This is a genomic window from Amycolatopsis iheyensis (assembly GCF_024703995.1).
GTDB classification, from domain to species: domain Bacteria; phylum Actinomycetota; class Actinomycetes; order Mycobacteriales; family Pseudonocardiaceae; genus Amycolatopsis; species Amycolatopsis iheyensis.
The window spans coordinates 1-15,052 of the sequence record NZ_JAMXQV010000028.1 but is presented as its reverse complement, the minus strand read 5'-3'; the positions used below and the strand labels follow the sequence as shown (position 1 = coordinate 15,052).

Here is a 15,052-nt window from a genome sequence, read left to right as displayed (position 1 = left end):
CGTGACGTTCCTCTACGTCGTGCTGCTCACAGCGTCGGCGGCGATGCTGGCCGCCGGGATCGCCGAACAGCGCCAGCACTACAAGCACCTGCACAGCATCCCGACGCGCGTGCTGGTCAACGGCATCCGCGGCAAGTCCTCCATCACCCGCCTCTGCGCGGGCGCCCTGCGCGGCGGCGGCCTCGTGACGACGGCGAAGACCACCGGCACCGCGGCCCGGTTCATCCACCCGGACGGCAGCGAAGAGCCGGTGTACCGCAAGTTCGGCATCGCCAACGTCGTCGAGCAGATCGGCATCGTCCGCCGCGCCGCCGCGTACCGGCCGGACGCGCTGGTCATCGAGTGCATGGCGGTCATGCCCGACCTGCAGGAGATCAACCAGAGCAAGCTGATCCGCTCGACGATCGGCGTGCTCTGCAACGTCCGCGAAGACCACCTGGCCGAGATGGGCCCGACGCTCGACGACGTCGCCCGCTCGCTGTCCCGGTCGATGCCGGTCGGCGGGATCTGCCTGACCGCGGAGAAGGACCGGCTGCCCATCCTCCAGGAGGAGGCCGACAAGCGGGACTGCGAGCTGATCGCCGTCGACCCGGAGTCGGTCACCGACGAGGAGATGCGCCGGTTCAGCTGGATCACGTTCAAGGAGAACGTCGCGATCGCGCTGGCCGTGGCGGACCTGCTCAACGTCAACCGGCAGCTCGCCCTCGAAGGCATGTGGGCCGCGCCGCCGGACCCGGGCGTACTGCAGGTGCACCGGTACCGCGCCGGGCGCCGGCTCCTGCGCTTCGCGAACGTCTTCGCCGCGAACGACCCCGAATCGACGTTGCTGAACATCGACCAGCTCCGCCGCCAGGGCGCGATCGCCGACCCGCTGCACGTGATCATCAACTGCCGTCCGGACCGCGTCGAGCGCAACGGCCAGATGGGCGCGCTCATCCCCAAGATCGCGCCGGAACGCGTGGTGCTCATCGGCGACCCGACGCGCAGCGCCCGCGCCGCCATCCCCAGCGAGTGGCACGACCGGGTCGTCGACCTCGGCGGCTCGCGCTCGCCGCGGGAACTGCTGCGCGGGATCGTCGGCGGCGTCGGGCGGCAGGCGTCGCTCATCGCCATCGGCAACATCCACGGGCAAGGGGAACTGCTCATCGAGGAACTCGCCAAACTGGAACCGGTCGCCTGATGCTCACCACGTCCCTCGCCCCCGAGGTCGCCACCGTCGGGCTCGCCATCGGCCTGCTGCTGTCGCTGGTCTGCTACCTCACGACCAACCTCTCCCCCGGCGGCATGATCACGCCGGGCTGGATCGCGCTGACCATGGTCGAGGACTACCGCCGCGCGGCGATCATCGTCCTGATGACGGCGCTGACCTTCGGCGGCACCAAGCTGCTGCAGCGCATGGTGATCCTCTACGGCAAGCGGCTCTTCGCCGCGGTCGTGCTGCTCGGCGTGGTGCTGCAGACGACGTTGCTGCTGGTCCTGCAGGCCGACTTCCCGCTGCTGTTCGTGCACCAGACCCTCGGGTTCGTGGTGCCCGGGCTGGTCGCCTACCAGCTCGTCCGGCAGAAGCCCGTGGCCACGATGCTCGCCACCGGCGGGGTGAGCCTGGCCAGCTACGCGGTGCTGATCAGCGGCGTGCTGGTCGGCCTGGTCCCGACGGTCTGAGGTGACGATGCGCAAAGGGGTCCGGATCGGCGTCCTCGCCGCGGTCATCGCCGTGTCCGGCACGGCGGCGGTCTACGTCGCGACGCAGGACCGGCAGGAGATCACGGCCATCTCGGCCTCGGCGGCCCCGACGGGCGCGGCGGTCACCGGCGGGTACACCTACGAACGGCTGGAAAATCCGGCCCGGACGGTGGTGCGTGACGCGGCGGGCGCCCAGCTGGCGTCGTTCACCGACGGCTCCCGCGCGGTCATGCTGACCGGGAAGACCCGCACCTTCACCGAGCCGAGGTTCACCAAGGTCAGCATCACCTCGACCGCCTGGATCCGGCTCGCGCCGCAGCCGTGGCAGGCGGGCGCGGAGAAGGAGAAGTGGTTCACCGACTGGCTGCCGAAGGCGGTCGGGAACACCGATCCGGACGTCCTGGCCATCGCCCTGCAGTACACCGACGGCGCGGCCGACGAGATGGCGAAGAAGCTCCGCATCGGCGGTGACGCCAACTTCGGCCCGGACAGCGCGGAGGGCCGCCTCGAGAAGTCGGATTTCTACGACTACCTGGGCATCGGCTGGGACTTCCCGGGCGGCGTCCACGAGGCGGCGGAGCCGGCGCGCGCCCGGTCCCTCGACTGCTCGGGCTTCGTCCGGATGGTCTACGGCTACCGCTCGGGCTACCCGCTGCTCGGCACCAACACGAAGGGCCCGGGCCTGCCGCGGCGCGCGTGGGCGCTGTCGGAGCTGGGCCCCGGCACCGAGGTCGTCCACGACGAGAAGAAGCAGGCGACCGACTTCAGCACCCTCCAGCCGGGTGACGTGCTGTTCTTCAACCTGGAGCCGCAGCTCGGCACGCAGGTCTCGCACACCGGCATCTACCTGGGCATCGACAGCGACGGCCACCACCGCGTGCTCTCCAGCCGCAAGGTCGCCAACGGCCCGACCTTCGGGGACGCGGGCGGGGTGTCGCTGATCGACGGCTCCGGGACCTACGCGAAGGCGTTCCGCGCGGCCAAGCGGCTCTGACAAGCGGGCACACGTCACCTTGACGCCGCGCCCGGCCGCACCGGAGAGTGAGACCGATACCCACGCGTCGGCAGGTGGAGGAACCCGGTGAGAGTCCGGGGCGGTCCCGCCACTGTCATCGGAGAGTGATCTCCGGGAGCCAGGAACTCCGGCCGGCGCGCCCGTCGACCCGGGGCGCGGACCCCGAGGAGGAGCCTCGTGATCCTGCTGCTGTCCACTTCGGACACCGACCTGCTCAGCGCCCGTTCGGCCGAAGGTGAGTACCGGCTCGGCAACCCCGCCCGGCTCGACGTCGCCGAGCTGCCCGGGCTGCTCGAAGGCGTGCGCATCGTGGTCGTCCGCATCCTCGGCACGCCGCGGACCTGGCAGGAGGGCCTGGACACGCTGCGCGCGTCGGGCGCGCACGTCGTCGTCCTCGGCGGGGAGCAGACGCCCGACGCCGAGCTGATGAAGCTCTCGACCGTCCCGATCGGCATCGCCGCCGAGGCCCACGCCTACCTGGCGCAGGGCGGCCCGGCGAACCTCACCCAGCTGCAGCGGTTCCTCTCCGACACGCTGCTGCTCACCGGTGACGGCTTCGAGCCGCCCGCCGAACAACCCGCGTGGGGCGTCCTGGAGCGGCCTTCGCGGGGTGACGGCCCGGTCATCGGGATCCTGTACTACCGCGCGCACCACCTGTCCGGGAACACGCAGTTCGTACACACCCTCGCCGATCAGATCGAAGCCGCGGGCGGGCGCGCGTTGCCGATCTACTGCGCTTCGCTGCGGACGCGCGAGCCGGCGATGATGGCCGAGCTGGCGTCCGTGGACGCCCTGCTGGTGACCGTGCTCGCGGCGGGCGGCACGCGGCCGTCCGAGGTGGGCGCGGGCGGCGACGACGAGGCCTGGGACGTCGCCGAGATGGCCGCGCTCGACGTCCCGATCCTGCAGGCGCTGTGCCTGACCAGCGACCGCGAGACGTGGGCGGCCAACGACGACGGCCTCTCGCCGCTCGACGCGGGCAACCAGATGGCCGTGCCGGAGTTCGACGGCCGGCTGATCACGGTGCCGTTCTCGTTCAAGGAGCTCGACGAGGACGGCCTGCCCCGGTACGTCCCGGACGCCGAGCGCGCGTCCCGGGTGGCTCGCATCGCGCTGGCGCACGCCCGCCTGCGGCACACGCCCACGTCGGAGCGGCGCATCGCGCTGATGCTGTCCGCATACCCGACGAAACACTCTCGCGTCGGCAACGCGGTCGGGCTGGACACGCCCGCGTCGGCAATCGAGCTGCTGCGGCGGATGCGCGGCCTGGGTTACGACCTGGGGCCCGACGCGTTCCCGGGCGTCGACCCGACCGGCACCGACCAGCCCGACGGCGACGCGCTGATCCACGCGCTCATCGCCGCCGGTGGTCAGGACCCGGAGTGGCTGACCGAGGAGCAGCTGTCCGGCAACCCGATCCGGGTGCCCGCTGCCCGGTATCGCGAGTGGTTCGCCGAGCTGCCCGCCGAGCTGCGTTCGGGGGTGGAGGAGCACTGGGGCCCGGCGCCCGGCGAGCTGTACGTCGACAACGGCGACATCGTGCTGGCGTCACTGCAGAGCGGCAACGTCATCATCATGATCCAGCCGCCACGCGGGTTCGGCGAGAACCCGGTCGCGATCTACCACAACCCGGACCTGCCGCCCAGCCACCACTACCTGGCCGCCTACCGCTGGCTGGAGGAGGAGTTCGGCGCGCACGCGGTCGTCCACCTGGGCAAGCACGGGTCGCTGGAATGGCTGCCGGGCAAGACGGCCGGGCTCTCGGCGTCGTGCGCGCCCGACGCGGTGCTCGGGAACCTGCCGCTGGTCTACCCGTTCCTCATCAACGACCCGGGCGAGGGCGCGCAGGCCAAGCGGCGCGCGCACGCGACGATCGTCGACCACCTGATCCCGCCGATGGCCCGCGCGGAGTCCTACGGTGACATGGCGCGGCTGGAGCAGCTGCTCGACGAGCACGCGAACATCGCCGCGATGGACCCGGCGAAGCTGCCCGCGATCCGCGCCCAGATCTGGACGTTGATCCAGGCCGCGAAGCTGGACCACGACCTCGGCGTCGACGAACGCCCGCACGACGCGGAGTTCGACGACTTCCTGCTGCACATCGACGGCTGGCTGTGCGAGGTCAAGGACGCCCAGATCCGCGACGGGCTGCACATCCTGGGCGCGGCGCCGGTCGGCGAGGCACGCGTCAACCTGGTGCTGGCGATGCTGCGCGCGACCCAGATGTGGGGCGGCAAGCAGGGCGCGGTCCCCGGCCTGCGCTCGGCGCTGGGGCTCAAGGAAGACGCGCCGATGTCCGAAGTGGACGCGATCGAGAAGACCGCGCGCGAGCTCGTCCAGACGATGGAGATGCGGGGCTGGGACGCCACCGCGGTGGCTTCGGTGGCGCCGGACGAGGCGGTGGCGCGGGTGCTTTCGTTCGCGGCCACGGAGATCGTCCCGCGGCTGGCGGGCACGTCGGCGGAGCTGGACGCGGTGCTGCACGCCCTCGACGGCGGCTACATCCCGGCCGGGCCGAGCGGGTCGCCGTTGCGCGGGCTGGTCAACGTGCTGCCGACCGGGCGCAACTTCTACACGGTCGACCCGAAGGCGATCCCGAGCCGGCTCGCCTGGGAGACCGGGCAGGCGCTGGCGGACTCGCTGCTCAAGCGCTACCGCGAGGACACCGGCGACTGGCCGCGTTCGGTCGGGCTGTCGGTGTGGGGCACGTCGGCGATGCGCACGTCCGGCGACGACGCGGCGGAAGTCCTGGCGCTGCTGGGTGTCCAGCCGGTGTGGGACGAGGCTTCGCGGCGCGTGACGGGCATCGAGGCGATCCCGCTGGCCGAACTGGGCCGCCCCCGCATCGACGTGACGATCCGCATCAGCGGCTTCTTCCGCGACGCATTCCCGCACGTGATCACGCTCATGGACGACGCGGTGCGGCTGGTGGCCGGGTTGGACGAACCGTCGTCGGAGAACTTCGTCCGCGCGCACGTGGCCGCCGATCTGGCGTCCCACGGCGACTCCCGCCGCGCGACGACCCGGATCTTCGGCTCGAAGCCCGGCGCGTACGGCGCGGGCCTGCTGCCGTTGATGGACAGCGGGAACTGGCGCGACGACAAGGACCTGGCGGAGGTGTACGCGGTCTGGGGCGGCTTCGCCTACGGCCGCGACCTGGACGGGCGGCCGGCGCGCGAGGACATGGAGAGTTCGTACAAGCGCATCGTGGTGGCGGCGAAGAACACGGACACGCGCGAGCACGACATCGCGGACTCGGACGACTACTTCCAGTACCACGGCGGGATGATCGCGACGGTCCGCGCGCTGACCGGCTCGGCGCCGGCGTCCTACGTGGGCGACAGCACGTCCCCGGACGCGGTCCGCACGCGGACGCTGGGCGAGGAGACGGCCCGCGTGTTCCGGGCGCGGGTGGTCAACCCGCGTTGGCTGGCGGCGATGCGACGTCACGGCTACAAGGGCGCGTTCGAGCTGGCGGCCACAGTGGACTACCTGTTCGGCTTCGACGCGACGGCCGGCGTGGTCGGCGACTGGATGTACGAGAAGCTGACCGAGTCGTACGTGCTGGACGAGGTGAACCAGGAGTTCCTGCGACAGGCCAATCCGTGGGCGCTACGGGGGATCGTCGAGCGGCTGAACGAGGCGGCGGACCGGGGGCTGTGGGAGGAGCCGGACCCCTCGCTGCTCGAGAAGATGCGCGAGGTGTACCTGTCGCTGGAGGGTGACCTCGAGGCGGACTAGCCGTGCCAGTGGACGGCTCGCGTGATCGTCGCGACGAGCCGATCAACGGTTCCGGCGGCGAACGTGCCGGAGTGCCGGCCTCGCTCGTGTTCAGCGGTGACGAGGTCGGCGACTTCGGCCCACGTCAGCCATGCGCAGGACTCCGTCACCCGTGCCTGAAGCTCAGCAAGCGGCCACGGGTGCCGAGCTGCCTTGGCGTAGACGGCCTCCAGGTTCGTAGCCACCGCCTCGGCGATTCCGAACCGCCCGCTCCGTCCTCGGATGGCGACCGGAGGTGCGGCGCCCAGGATGAGCAGCAACAACGGCATGCGTTCGCCCGCGGCGGCGGTGACCGCGAAGTACTCGCGCGCCAGTTGCTCCGGCCCGAACGTTCCGGCGCGGATGGCTTTCGCCTCGACGAGGACCAGGCTGCTCAGACCGGTGATCGTCGCGTCCGGCTGCACGACCAGGTCGGCTTTACCGCGGGCCGTGCGGCTGAGCACGTACTCGTCGGGTAAGAAGACGACGCTGGCGTCCTCGGCTTCCTCGGCGGCCCGGGCGACCGCCCCCGGGGCCCCGTGCGCGTGGCGGAGAACATTGCCGAGGTAGCTACCGCGCGGCAGGTAGTCCAGCGCTGTAAGCACTTCCGCGGTGAGCACGTTCTCCTTGCCGCGGCCGCCGTCACGGTACTTGACGACCGACCTGCCTTCCCACGAGATCTCTTCCAGCAAGCGGGACAGCGGGGTGCGGGGCAGATCGCCGGGCGTGGTCACCTTGGCCACTGTAACGCGGAAACGCCCGGGAAACGCGGGCCGGAGTTGGGTGGCGGTCATGATCACCGCCGCCCCTCCGAAAACCCGTCCCTGGGCGCTTCCCCTCGTCTGCCTCGGCGCCGCCGTCCTCTACGCCTGGAAGATCGGCGACGGCCAGGTCGGGAACACCTACTACGCCGCCGCCGTCAAGTCGATGACCGGCAGCCTCACCGACTTCCTCTTCGGCTCCTTCGACCCCTACGGCGTCGTCACGGTCGACAAGCCGCCGATGGCCCTGTGGCCGCAAGCGCTTTCGGTGCTCGTCTTCGGCTACCACGGCTGGGCGCTGCTGCTCCCCCAGGTCATCGAGGGCGTCGCGGCGGTGTTCCTGTTGCACCGCACGGTCCGCCGGTGGGCCGGCGAGCACGTCGCCCTCCTCGCCGCGGCGATCCTGGCGCTCACGCCCGTCACCGTGATCATCAACCGCGACAACAACCCCGACACGCTGCTCGTCCTCTTCCTGGTCGCCGCCGCGTACGCACTCACCCGCGCGCTCGAAGACGGCCGGAAATGGCTGTGGTGGTGCGCCTTCTTCGTCGGCTGTGGCTTCCTGACCAAGATGCTGCAGGCGTGGATCATCGTGCCCGCCCTCGTCGTCGCCTACTTCGCCGGGACGACCGGCCCGCTCAAGCGCCGGCTGCTCGACGTCCTCGGCGCGGGCCTCGTGCTCGTCGTCTCCTCGTTCTGGTGGATCGCGCTCCACGACTGGTGGCCCGGCGCCAAGCCGTACGTGGGCGGCAGCGAAGACGGCTCCGCGTGGGACCTCGTCTTCGGCTACAACGGCTTCGGCCGCCTCTCCGGCGACGGCGAGGGCGGCGGCATGATGATCATGCGCAACGGGCAGCAGACCACGTCGTCCTTCGGCGGCGATCCCGGGCCCGGCCGGATGTTCAACGACCTGGTCGGCGGCCAGATTTCCTGGCTGCTGCCGCTCTGCCTGGTCGTCTTGGCCGTCATCGGCCGCCGGTGGCGCGACGCGGGCTGGCTGCTCTGGGGCGGCTGGCTGCTGGTGACCACCGTGGTCTTCAGCTTCGCCGGCGGCATCTGGCACCCGTACTACACAACGGCGATGGCGCCCGCCGTCGCCGCGATCTCGGCCGCGGGTCTGGCGCTGCTGTGGCGCGAACACCGGCGGACCCTGCTCCCCCTGGTCGTCGCGCTGACCGCGGCTTGGGCCTTCGTCGTCACTTCGCGCGACACGACGTTCCACGGCTGGACGCGCTGGGCGGTGCTCGGCACCGCGGTGGTCGCGATCGCGGGCCTGCTCGCCGTGCCGGACCGGCGGACGCTGGTCGCCGCGCTCGTCCCGCTGCTGCTCACACCCGCTGTCTGGTCCTACGCCGCCGCGCAGAGCACCTCCGCCGGGACGCTGCCCGCCGCCGGGCCGGCCACCGGGCCGGGCGCGCCGCCGCCGTTGTCACCCGGTGGCCCCAAGCCCCGGCTCATGCTGTCGGGTGGCGACGGCACCGCCACGCTGTCGGCCGAGCAGCGGCGCATCCTCGACTACGCCCGCCGCGACGGCACCGAGATCACCCTCGCCGTGAACGCCGAAGCGGGCACGGTCGCGCCGTTCCTCATCGACTCCGACGCGACCGTGATCGGCATGGGCGGCTTCGGCGGCCGCGACAACGCGCCGTCGGTCGCGCAGCTCGACCGCTGGCTCGCCGAGGGCAAGCTGCGGTTCGTGCTGAGCAGCGCCGGCACCCAGCCCGGGCCGCCGCGGAGCCCGGTCCAGGGCGAGCGACAGCGCTGGATCGAGCAGCACTGCACGGTGGTCGACCCCGGTGCCTACGGCGGCGGATCCGGCCCGTACTCGCTCTACCGCTGCTAACGGCGAGGAAACACGGCCGCGGCGATCATCGGGGCATGCGGGTGCTGGTGGTGGAGGACGAGCCGATGCTCGCGGACGCGATCGCCGAGTGGCTGCGCGACGAGTCGCACGCGGTCGACATCGCCCACGACGGCGGCGCGGCGCTCGACCGGATCGCCGTGCACGACTACGACGTCGTCGTGCTCGACCGGGACCTGCCGGTCGTGCACGGCGACGACGTCTGCCGCCGCGTGATCGCCTCCGGAGCGGCGACGCGGGTGCTCATGCTCACCGCGGCCGTCGAGGTCACCGACCGCGTCGCGGGGCTGTCCCTCGGCGCCGACGACTACCTGACCAAGCCGTTCGCGTTCCCGGAGCTGGCCGCGCGCATCCAGTCTCTGGGGCGGCGCTGCCGGCCGGCCGCGCCGCCGGTCCTGGGCCGCTCCGGCGTCACGCTCGACCCGGCGCGGCACGAGGTCTTCCGCGACGGGCGCTACCTCCCGCTCTCCAAAAAGGAGTTCGCCGTGCTCGCCGAGCTGCTGCGCGCGGACGGCGCCGCGGTGTCCGCGGAACACCTGCTGGAGAAGGCGTGGGACGAGCACGCGGACCCGTTCACCGGCGTGGTCCGGCTGACCATCCTCAAGCTGCGCCGCAAGCTCGGTGACCCGCCGCTGGTGGAGACGGTCACCGGGGTGGGTTACCGGCTCCGATGAGCCTCCGGCTGCGGTTGACCGTGTTGTACGGCGGCCTGTTCCTGCTGGCGGGTGTCGTGCTGCTGGGCGTCACGTACCTGCTGTTCACGCAGCAGGTCGGGCGGCGGGTGACGGTGATCATGGGGTCCGCGCCGCCGGGCGCGCCGCCGCTGCCGTCGCCGGAGTCCCTGGACCAGCAGGCCCGTCTGGTCCGCGAGGCGGCGGCGACGTCGCTGCTCACGCAGGGCGGCATCGCGCTGGCCGTGGTGGCCGTGATCGCGGCGGGCGCCGGCTGGCTGGTGGCCGGCCGCGTGCTCGCGCCGTTGCGGCAGGTCACCGACACCGCGCGCCGCATCGCCGCGGCCGCGGACCCGGGCGGCCACGAGCGGATCGCGCTGCGCGGCCCGGACGACGAGGTGAAGAACCTCGCCGACGCGTTCGACGTGATGGTCGAGCGCCTCGACCGGTCCTTCGACTCGCAACGCCGGTTCGTCGCCAACGCCTCGCACGAGCTGCGCACGCCGCTGACGCTCAACCGGTCGCTGGTCGAGGTGGCGATGCACCGCCGCACGGCGTCGGACGACGTCCGCGAGCTGGGCGCCAAGCTGCTGTCGATCAACTCGCGGCACGAGAAGCTGATCAGCGGGTTGCTGCTGCTGGCGCGGTCGGAGAACGCGCTGACCGAACGCCGTCCGGTGGACCTGGCGGCAGTGGTCGCGCACGTGGTGCCCCCGGGTGTCGCGGAGGACCTCGGCGAGGCGACGGCCCTGGGTGACGCGTTGCTGCTGGAACGGCTGGCGCACAACCTGCTGGAGAACGGCGCCCGGCACAACGTCCCCGGCGGCTGGGTGCGGGTGACGACCCGGTCGCTGCCGGGCCGGGTGGAGCTGACGGTGGCCAACAGCGGCCCGGTGATCCCGCCGGCGGAGGTCCCGGCCCTGTTCGACCCGTTCCACCGCCGGGCCCGCGTGGCGGCCGAGGGGGCCGGGCTGGGGTTGTCGATCGTGCGGTCGGTGGCGCACGCGCACGGCGGCCGGGTGAGCGCGACGGCCCGGCCGGAGGGTGGGCTCGTGGTCGTCGTGTCGCTGCCGCGAGGGTGACTTTCCCGCTTCGATCCGGACGAATATCGGATATAACGGCGCTTTTCGCCCGGCGTTCGCCAGTCTCCGACCTTCCGCGTCTTGACTTAGTCAATGGTCTAGTCCAATAGTTTGTCCACCCTCGATCCCCACCGGGAGGACAGCTCATGCGCAGAAGCAGACTGGCCGCCATCGGGCTCGCCGCCGCCACTTTCGCCGCCACCGCCGTGAGCCTCGTGCTCGGGGCGCCGTCGGCCACGGCTGCGTTGAGCAACAACTGGTACGCCGCGGCGCCGTACCTGATGCCGGTGAGCAACAACCCGCCGGACCCGATCACCGTGATGAACGCGACCGGGCTCAAGGCCTTCCAGCTGGCGTTCATCCTCGCGCCCAACGGCGGCGGGTGCAGCCCCACCTGGGACGGCACGAACGCGGTCTCCTCGGACACCACCGTCGCGAACGTGATCTCCCGGATCCGCGCCAACGGCGGTGACGTCTCGGTGTCCGTCGGCGGTTACGGCGGCACGAAGCTCGGCCAGACCTGCGGGAACGTGGCCGCCACGGCCGCCGCCTACCAGCAGGTCATCACGAAGTACTCGCTCAAGGCGATCGACTTCGACCTCGAAGAGCCCGAGTACGAGAACACCGCGGCCATCGCGAACGAGCTCGGCGCGGCGAAGACGTTGCAGGCCAACAACCCGGGCCTGTTCGTCTCGGTGACGATGCCGGGCACCGCGGCCGGCACCGGCTGGTTCGGCACGCAGCTGATCGACCAGGCGAAGTCGATCGGCTTCACGCCCAGCAACTTCTCGATCATGCCGTTCGACGGCGGGTTCAACGGCGGCTCGTCGCAGGTGTCGGCGCTGGAAGCGCTGCACGGCCTGCTCATGTCGCACCTGGGCTGGGACAGCGCGACGGCGTACTCGCACGAAGGCTTCTCCGGCATGAACGGCAAGTCGGACGCGGCGGAGATGTTCTACACGGCCGACTTCCAGACGGTCTACGACTACGCGACCAGCCACGGCCTCGGCCGCTTCACGTTCTGGTCGGTCAACCGCGACCGCGCCTGCGTCGGCACGACGGACAACGGCGTCTGCAGCAACGTCCCGCAGAACGACTGGGACTTCACGAAGTTCAGCGTCCGCTTCGCCGGCGCGACCCCGCCGCAGACGACGCCGACCCCGCCGACGACGACCCCGACCACCCCGGGCGGCGGCTCCTGCACCGCGGCGGAGTGGGACCGGACGAAGGTCTACGTCAAGGACAACGTCGTCTCGCACAACAGCCACAAGTGGACGGCCAAGTGGTGGACGCAGGGCGAAGAGCCCGGCACCACCGGCGAATGGGGCGTCTGGGCCGACAACGGCGCCTGCTGAAGTTCAGAAGGTGAGGTGGGTGTTCTCGCGCTGGACCTCCGGGGTCAGCGCGGGAACCTCCACGACGTGCCGCCCGGCCTCCCGCAGCAGCTCGGTGCCCCGCGCGTCGACGAACACGGGCGGCTCGCGCCAGGCGAACACGACCCGTGGGATGCCGGCGTCGAGGATCAGCCGCGTGCAGCTGCGGGGGTGCGAGCTCCGGTGGCTGCACGGTTCCAACGAGCTGTACATGGTCGCCTCCGCGAGGCGCGGGTCGCCGGCACACTTGGCGAGGGCGGCCTCCTCGGCGTGGTTCGTGGGGTCGCCTTCGCCGGAATGCCCGGTGGCGATGACCTCGCCGTCGGCGCCGGTGACGACGGCCCCCACCCGGAACGTGTGGCTCGGCGGGCACTCGGCGGCCAGCGCGATGGCCTCCTTGAGCCGCCGGACGTCCCGCCCGGTCGGCTCGTCGGCCGCGCGGTACCGGAGGATCGCCATCCCCTGCAGCTCTTCGACACCGGCCAGGCGCAACGCACGCGGGTAGAGCCCGGGCCCGACGAACCGCGGCGCCTCCGGCTGCCCGACGAAGAACGGCGCGATCGCCAGCCGCAGCTCGTCGGCGAGGCCTTCGGTGAGGAACCGCGTGTGAATCCCGCCGCCGCCCTCGACCAGCAGGTTCTCGATGCCGCGGGCACCGAGGTCGTCGAGGACGCGCCCGAAGTCGGGCGGGTTCCCGGCGTCGACGAGGGTGGCGACGTCCGCCAGCGCGTCCGCCGCTCCCGGCGGCGCGTAGACGATCTTCTCGGTGTCCCCGACGGTGAAGAACTGCGCGCCGGGATCGAGGCCACGGGTGGTCACGGTGACCTTGACCGGCTGTTCGGGCTTCCCCCGCTCGAGGCGGCGGCGCCGCAGCTCCGGCGAGCGGACGAGCAGCCGCGGGTTGTCCGCCCGCACGGTCCCGGCGCCGACGAAGATGGCGTCGGCCTCGGCCCGCAGCCGGTCGACGACGGCGAAATCGTCCTCTGTGGACAGTACGAGCCGCTCGGGCGAGGTGTCGTCGAGGAAGCCGTCGAGCGACTGCGCCGCGGAGAGCAGCACGTGGGGCCGGGTGATCACCCGGCCCAGTATGCCGCGCCGTAACACGCCCGGCGATCGCGGCGTCTATCCGGCATGGGCACGCGCGGCTGGTACCACGAACGGACCCTCACCACGGTCGACACCGTCGGCCGGGAAGTACAGGTGTCGACCGGGCTCACCCGCGACCCGGAAGGCCGCCTGGTCGCGGCGATCGCGATCGGCGACGGCCCGACCGCGATCTTCCGCTACGCCGGCGAAACCGAGGAGCACACCGAGCTCTTGGCCAACACCGAGCAGACGGTGCAGCAGCTGCGGCGGCTCGCGAACGTGCCGCCGCGGATCTGAGGGTTCAGGCGGGCAGCACCGCGTACTGGCGGACGTAGAGGTCGGTGTAGGTCACCGGCCCGCGCGGACCGGGGACCTTGTCGAGGTTGATCCCGGTTTCCGGGACGGCGAGCAGCTTGAAGCCGTCGAGCAGCCGGGTCGGGGCGTTCCAGAAGACCCCGGTGCCGGTGTAGCCGTCGAAGAACGCGTCGGCGGCCGCCGCGTCCTCGGTGGCGATGCCCGCGGCGAGGCCGGAGGTCCGTTCGTTGGCGATCTCGACGGCGTCGGCCAGCGCCCCGACCTTGGCGACGGTGACGGTCGCCTCGCGGTCGGAGTCCAGCGCCCACTCGTAGCCGATGGCGTGCTCGTGCGGCGCCAGCGACGGCGTGACGCCCCGGTCTTCGAGGGCCTCGGAGATGGCGGGCCAGACGTCGTCGTGGATGCCCTCGTGGATGAGCAGCAGGTTCAGCCGGTTGCAGACGCCCAGCCGGTCGAGGCTGGCGTGGACGAGGTCACGCGCCTTCGTGACGTCCGCCCCACGGTCGACGTAGAGGACGCCACCTCCGTCGGCGTGGGCGAGGGTGCGCACGCCGTGGACGGCCGCCTCGGTGGCGAGCGCCCGGGTGCTGTCACCACTGCCACGCAGGATCACGAGCGGCACGAGGTGCGGCAGCCGAACCAGCGCGGACGCCGCCTCCCGTTCGACGCGCGGCACGAGCTGCACGCAGTCGGCGTCGATCCCGGCCTCGGTCAGCGCGGGCGCGATGACGACCTCACGCAGCCGCTGCGCCGACCCGAGCGCGGCGGAGCCGGTACGCAGCACCCCACCGTTCCGCGACTTGACCAGCTGCGACGCGACGTCGACGGTGACATTCGGCCGCGCCTCGTAGTTCGCCCCGATGACCCCGACGGGCCGCCGCCGCTCGACGAGCTTCAGCCCACCGTCCAGCGTGGAGACGTCGACGGAGCGTTCCTGGTGCGGCGCGCCGGCGAGCAGCTGGAGTTGTTCGGCCATGCCGGTGAGCCGCTCGGGGGTGATGGTGAGCCGATCGAGCAGCCCGGCGCTCATCCCGTCGGCCTTCGCCCGCTCGACGTCGGCCTGGTTGGCTTCGAGGATCTCGTCGCGGTGCGCGAGCAGCCGCTGCGCCATCCCGGTGAGCGCGGCATCGACGGCTTGCGCGGAGGCGGAGGCAAGCGACGGCGCGGCCAGCTTCGCAGCCCGTGCGCACTCCTCCACGGCCTTGGCGACCTCGTCCATCGTCCGTCTCCCTCCACGCGACCAGCGAGAGACCAGTTTGCCGCATGGCCCGACCCCGCCGGCGACGGGCTCCGGGAGCAGCCACGCCGGGCTGCGCACGGGCGCCCAGGGCTCCGGCCCGGCCGCAGCCTCGCGGCCGGCGTGTGCCGGGGTGCGGGTTCGGCCACCGGCGCTCCGGCGCGTTGAACCCGGCCACGCGGGCACGGCCGCCCGCGCGCCAGGCTCCA

The 15,052-nt window shown here is 72.0% G+C and carries 12 protein-coding genes and 1 riboswitch; of the genes, 9 read left to right on the top strand and 3 right to left on the bottom strand.

Annotation, left to right across the window (positions count from 1 at the left end; translation table 11 throughout):
- Position 1 precedes the first annotated feature (1 nt).
- The 4 genes from pgsB to cobN all read left to right on the top strand — a co-directional run bounded on the left by pgsB (position 2) and on the right by cobN (position 6,439).
- Positions 2-1,180: a poly-gamma-glutamate synthase PgsB gene (pgsB, locus tag M8542_RS38895; protein WP_257925369.1), complete on the top strand. Its 1,179-nt coding sequence runs from the start codon at positions 2-4 to the stop codon at positions 1,178-1,180.
- Positions 1,180-1,662, top strand: a complete 483-nt coding sequence (locus tag M8542_RS38890; protein ID WP_257925368.1) for a poly-gamma-glutamate biosynthesis protein PgsC/CapC — start codon at positions 1,180-1,182, stop codon at positions 1,660-1,662. The genes pgsB and M8542_RS38890 overlap by 1 nt, the downstream gene beginning before the upstream one ends.
- 7 nt (positions 1,663-1,669) lie before the next feature.
- Positions 1,670-2,677 carry an NlpC/P60 family protein gene (locus tag M8542_RS38885; RefSeq protein ID WP_257925367.1) on the top strand — a complete coding sequence of 336 codons (1,008 nt, stop codon included), beginning with the start codon at positions 1,670-1,672 and terminating at the stop codon, positions 2,675-2,677.
- Between the two features lie 55 nt (positions 2,678-2,732).
- Positions 2,733-2,844, top strand: a riboswitch (cobalamin riboswitch).
- A 31-nt stretch (positions 2,845-2,875) separates the two neighbouring features.
- Positions 2,876-6,439 (top strand): cobaltochelatase subunit CobN, encoded by a 3,564-nt coding sequence (gene cobN, locus M8542_RS38880; RefSeq protein WP_257925366.1) that lies wholly within the window; start codon positions 2,876-2,878, stop codon positions 6,437-6,439.
- Here the strand turns inward: cobN and M8542_RS38875 are convergent.
- Positions 6,436-7,257: a hypothetical protein gene (locus M8542_RS38875; protein ID WP_257925365.1), complete on the bottom strand. Its 822-nt coding sequence runs from the start codon at positions 7,255-7,257 to the stop codon at positions 6,436-6,438. The genes cobN and M8542_RS38875 overlap by 4 nt on opposite strands.
- Here M8542_RS38875 and M8542_RS38870 point away from each other — a divergent pair.
- The 4 genes from M8542_RS38870 (at position 7,250) to M8542_RS38855 (ending at position 12,187) form a co-directional block, all read left to right on the top strand.
- Positions 7,250-9,061, top strand: coding sequence for an ArnT family glycosyltransferase (locus M8542_RS38870; protein WP_257925364.1), 1,812 nt, complete (start codon positions 7,250-7,252; stop codon positions 9,059-9,061). The genes M8542_RS38875 and M8542_RS38870 overlap by 8 nt on opposite strands.
- A gap of 35 nt (positions 9,062-9,096) precedes the next feature.
- The gene (locus tag M8542_RS38865) at positions 9,097-9,753 is read left to right on the top strand and encodes a response regulator transcription factor (RefSeq protein ID WP_257925363.1); all 657 of its coding nucleotides are present in this window, start codon (positions 9,097-9,099) and stop codon (positions 9,751-9,753) included.
- Positions 9,750-10,832 carry a sensor histidine kinase gene (locus tag M8542_RS38860; RefSeq protein WP_257925362.1) on the top strand — a complete coding sequence of 361 codons (1,083 nt, stop codon included), beginning with the start codon at positions 9,750-9,752 and terminating at the stop codon, positions 10,830-10,832. The genes M8542_RS38865 and M8542_RS38860 overlap by 4 nt, the downstream gene beginning before the upstream one ends.
- A 146-nt stretch (positions 10,833-10,978) precedes the next feature.
- Positions 10,979-12,187 carry a chitinase gene (locus tag M8542_RS38855; RefSeq protein ID WP_257925361.1) on the top strand — a complete coding sequence of 403 codons (1,209 nt, stop codon included), beginning with the start codon at positions 10,979-10,981 and terminating at the stop codon, positions 12,185-12,187.
- A 3-nt stretch (positions 12,188-12,190) separates the two neighbouring features.
- Here the strand turns inward: M8542_RS38855 and M8542_RS38850 are convergent, their stop codons facing one another.
- Entirely contained in the window at positions 12,191-13,282 is a 1,092-nt protein-coding gene (locus M8542_RS38850; RefSeq protein ID WP_257925360.1) for a dihydrofolate reductase family protein, read from the bottom strand.
- Between the two features lie 54 nt (positions 13,283-13,336).
- Between M8542_RS38850 and M8542_RS38845 the strand changes: the two genes are divergently transcribed.
- The gene (locus M8542_RS38845; RefSeq protein ID WP_257925359.1) at positions 13,337-13,588 is read left to right on the top strand and encodes a hypothetical protein; all 252 of its coding nucleotides are present in this window, start codon (positions 13,337-13,339) and stop codon (positions 13,586-13,588) included.
- A 4-nt stretch (positions 13,589-13,592) separates the two neighbouring features.
- Here M8542_RS38845 and M8542_RS38840 read toward each other — a convergent pair whose 3' ends face one another.
- On the bottom strand, positions 13,593-14,825 hold the full coding sequence (locus M8542_RS38840; RefSeq protein WP_257925358.1) for an aldehyde dehydrogenase family protein: 1,233 nt from the start codon (positions 14,823-14,825) through the stop codon (positions 13,593-13,595).
- Positions 14,826-15,052: the final 227 nt, after the last annotated feature.

Excerpts from the sequence above, each read along its gene's own strand:
- M8542_RS38890 (WP_257925368.1), top strand. The coding sequence starts at position 1,180 with ATGCTCACCACGTCCCTCGCCCCCGAGGTCGCCACCGTCGGGCTCGCC.
- M8542_RS38845 (WP_257925359.1), top strand. The coding sequence starts at position 13,337 with ATGGGCACGCGCGGCTGGTACCACGAACGGACCCTCACCACGGTCGAC.
- M8542_RS38865 (WP_257925363.1), top strand. The coding sequence starts at position 9,097 with ATGCGGGTGCTGGTGGTGGAGGACGAGCCGATGCTCGCGGACGCGATC.
- M8542_RS38860 (WP_257925362.1), top strand. The coding sequence starts at position 9,750 with ATGAGCCTCCGGCTGCGGTTGACCGTGTTGTACGGCGGCCTGTTCCTG.
- M8542_RS38840 (WP_257925358.1), bottom strand. The coding sequence starts at position 14,825 with ATGGACGAGGTCGCCAAGGCCGTGGAGGAGTGCGCACGGGCTGCGAAG.
- M8542_RS38885 (WP_257925367.1), top strand. The coding sequence starts at position 1,670 with ATGCGCAAAGGGGTCCGGATCGGCGTCCTCGCCGCGGTCATCGCCGTG.
- M8542_RS38855 (WP_257925361.1), top strand. The coding sequence starts at position 10,979 with ATGCGCAGAAGCAGACTGGCCGCCATCGGGCTCGCCGCCGCCACTTTC.
- M8542_RS38870 (WP_257925364.1), top strand. The coding sequence starts at position 7,250 with ATGATCACCGCCGCCCCTCCGAAAACCCGTCCCTGGGCGCTTCCCCTC.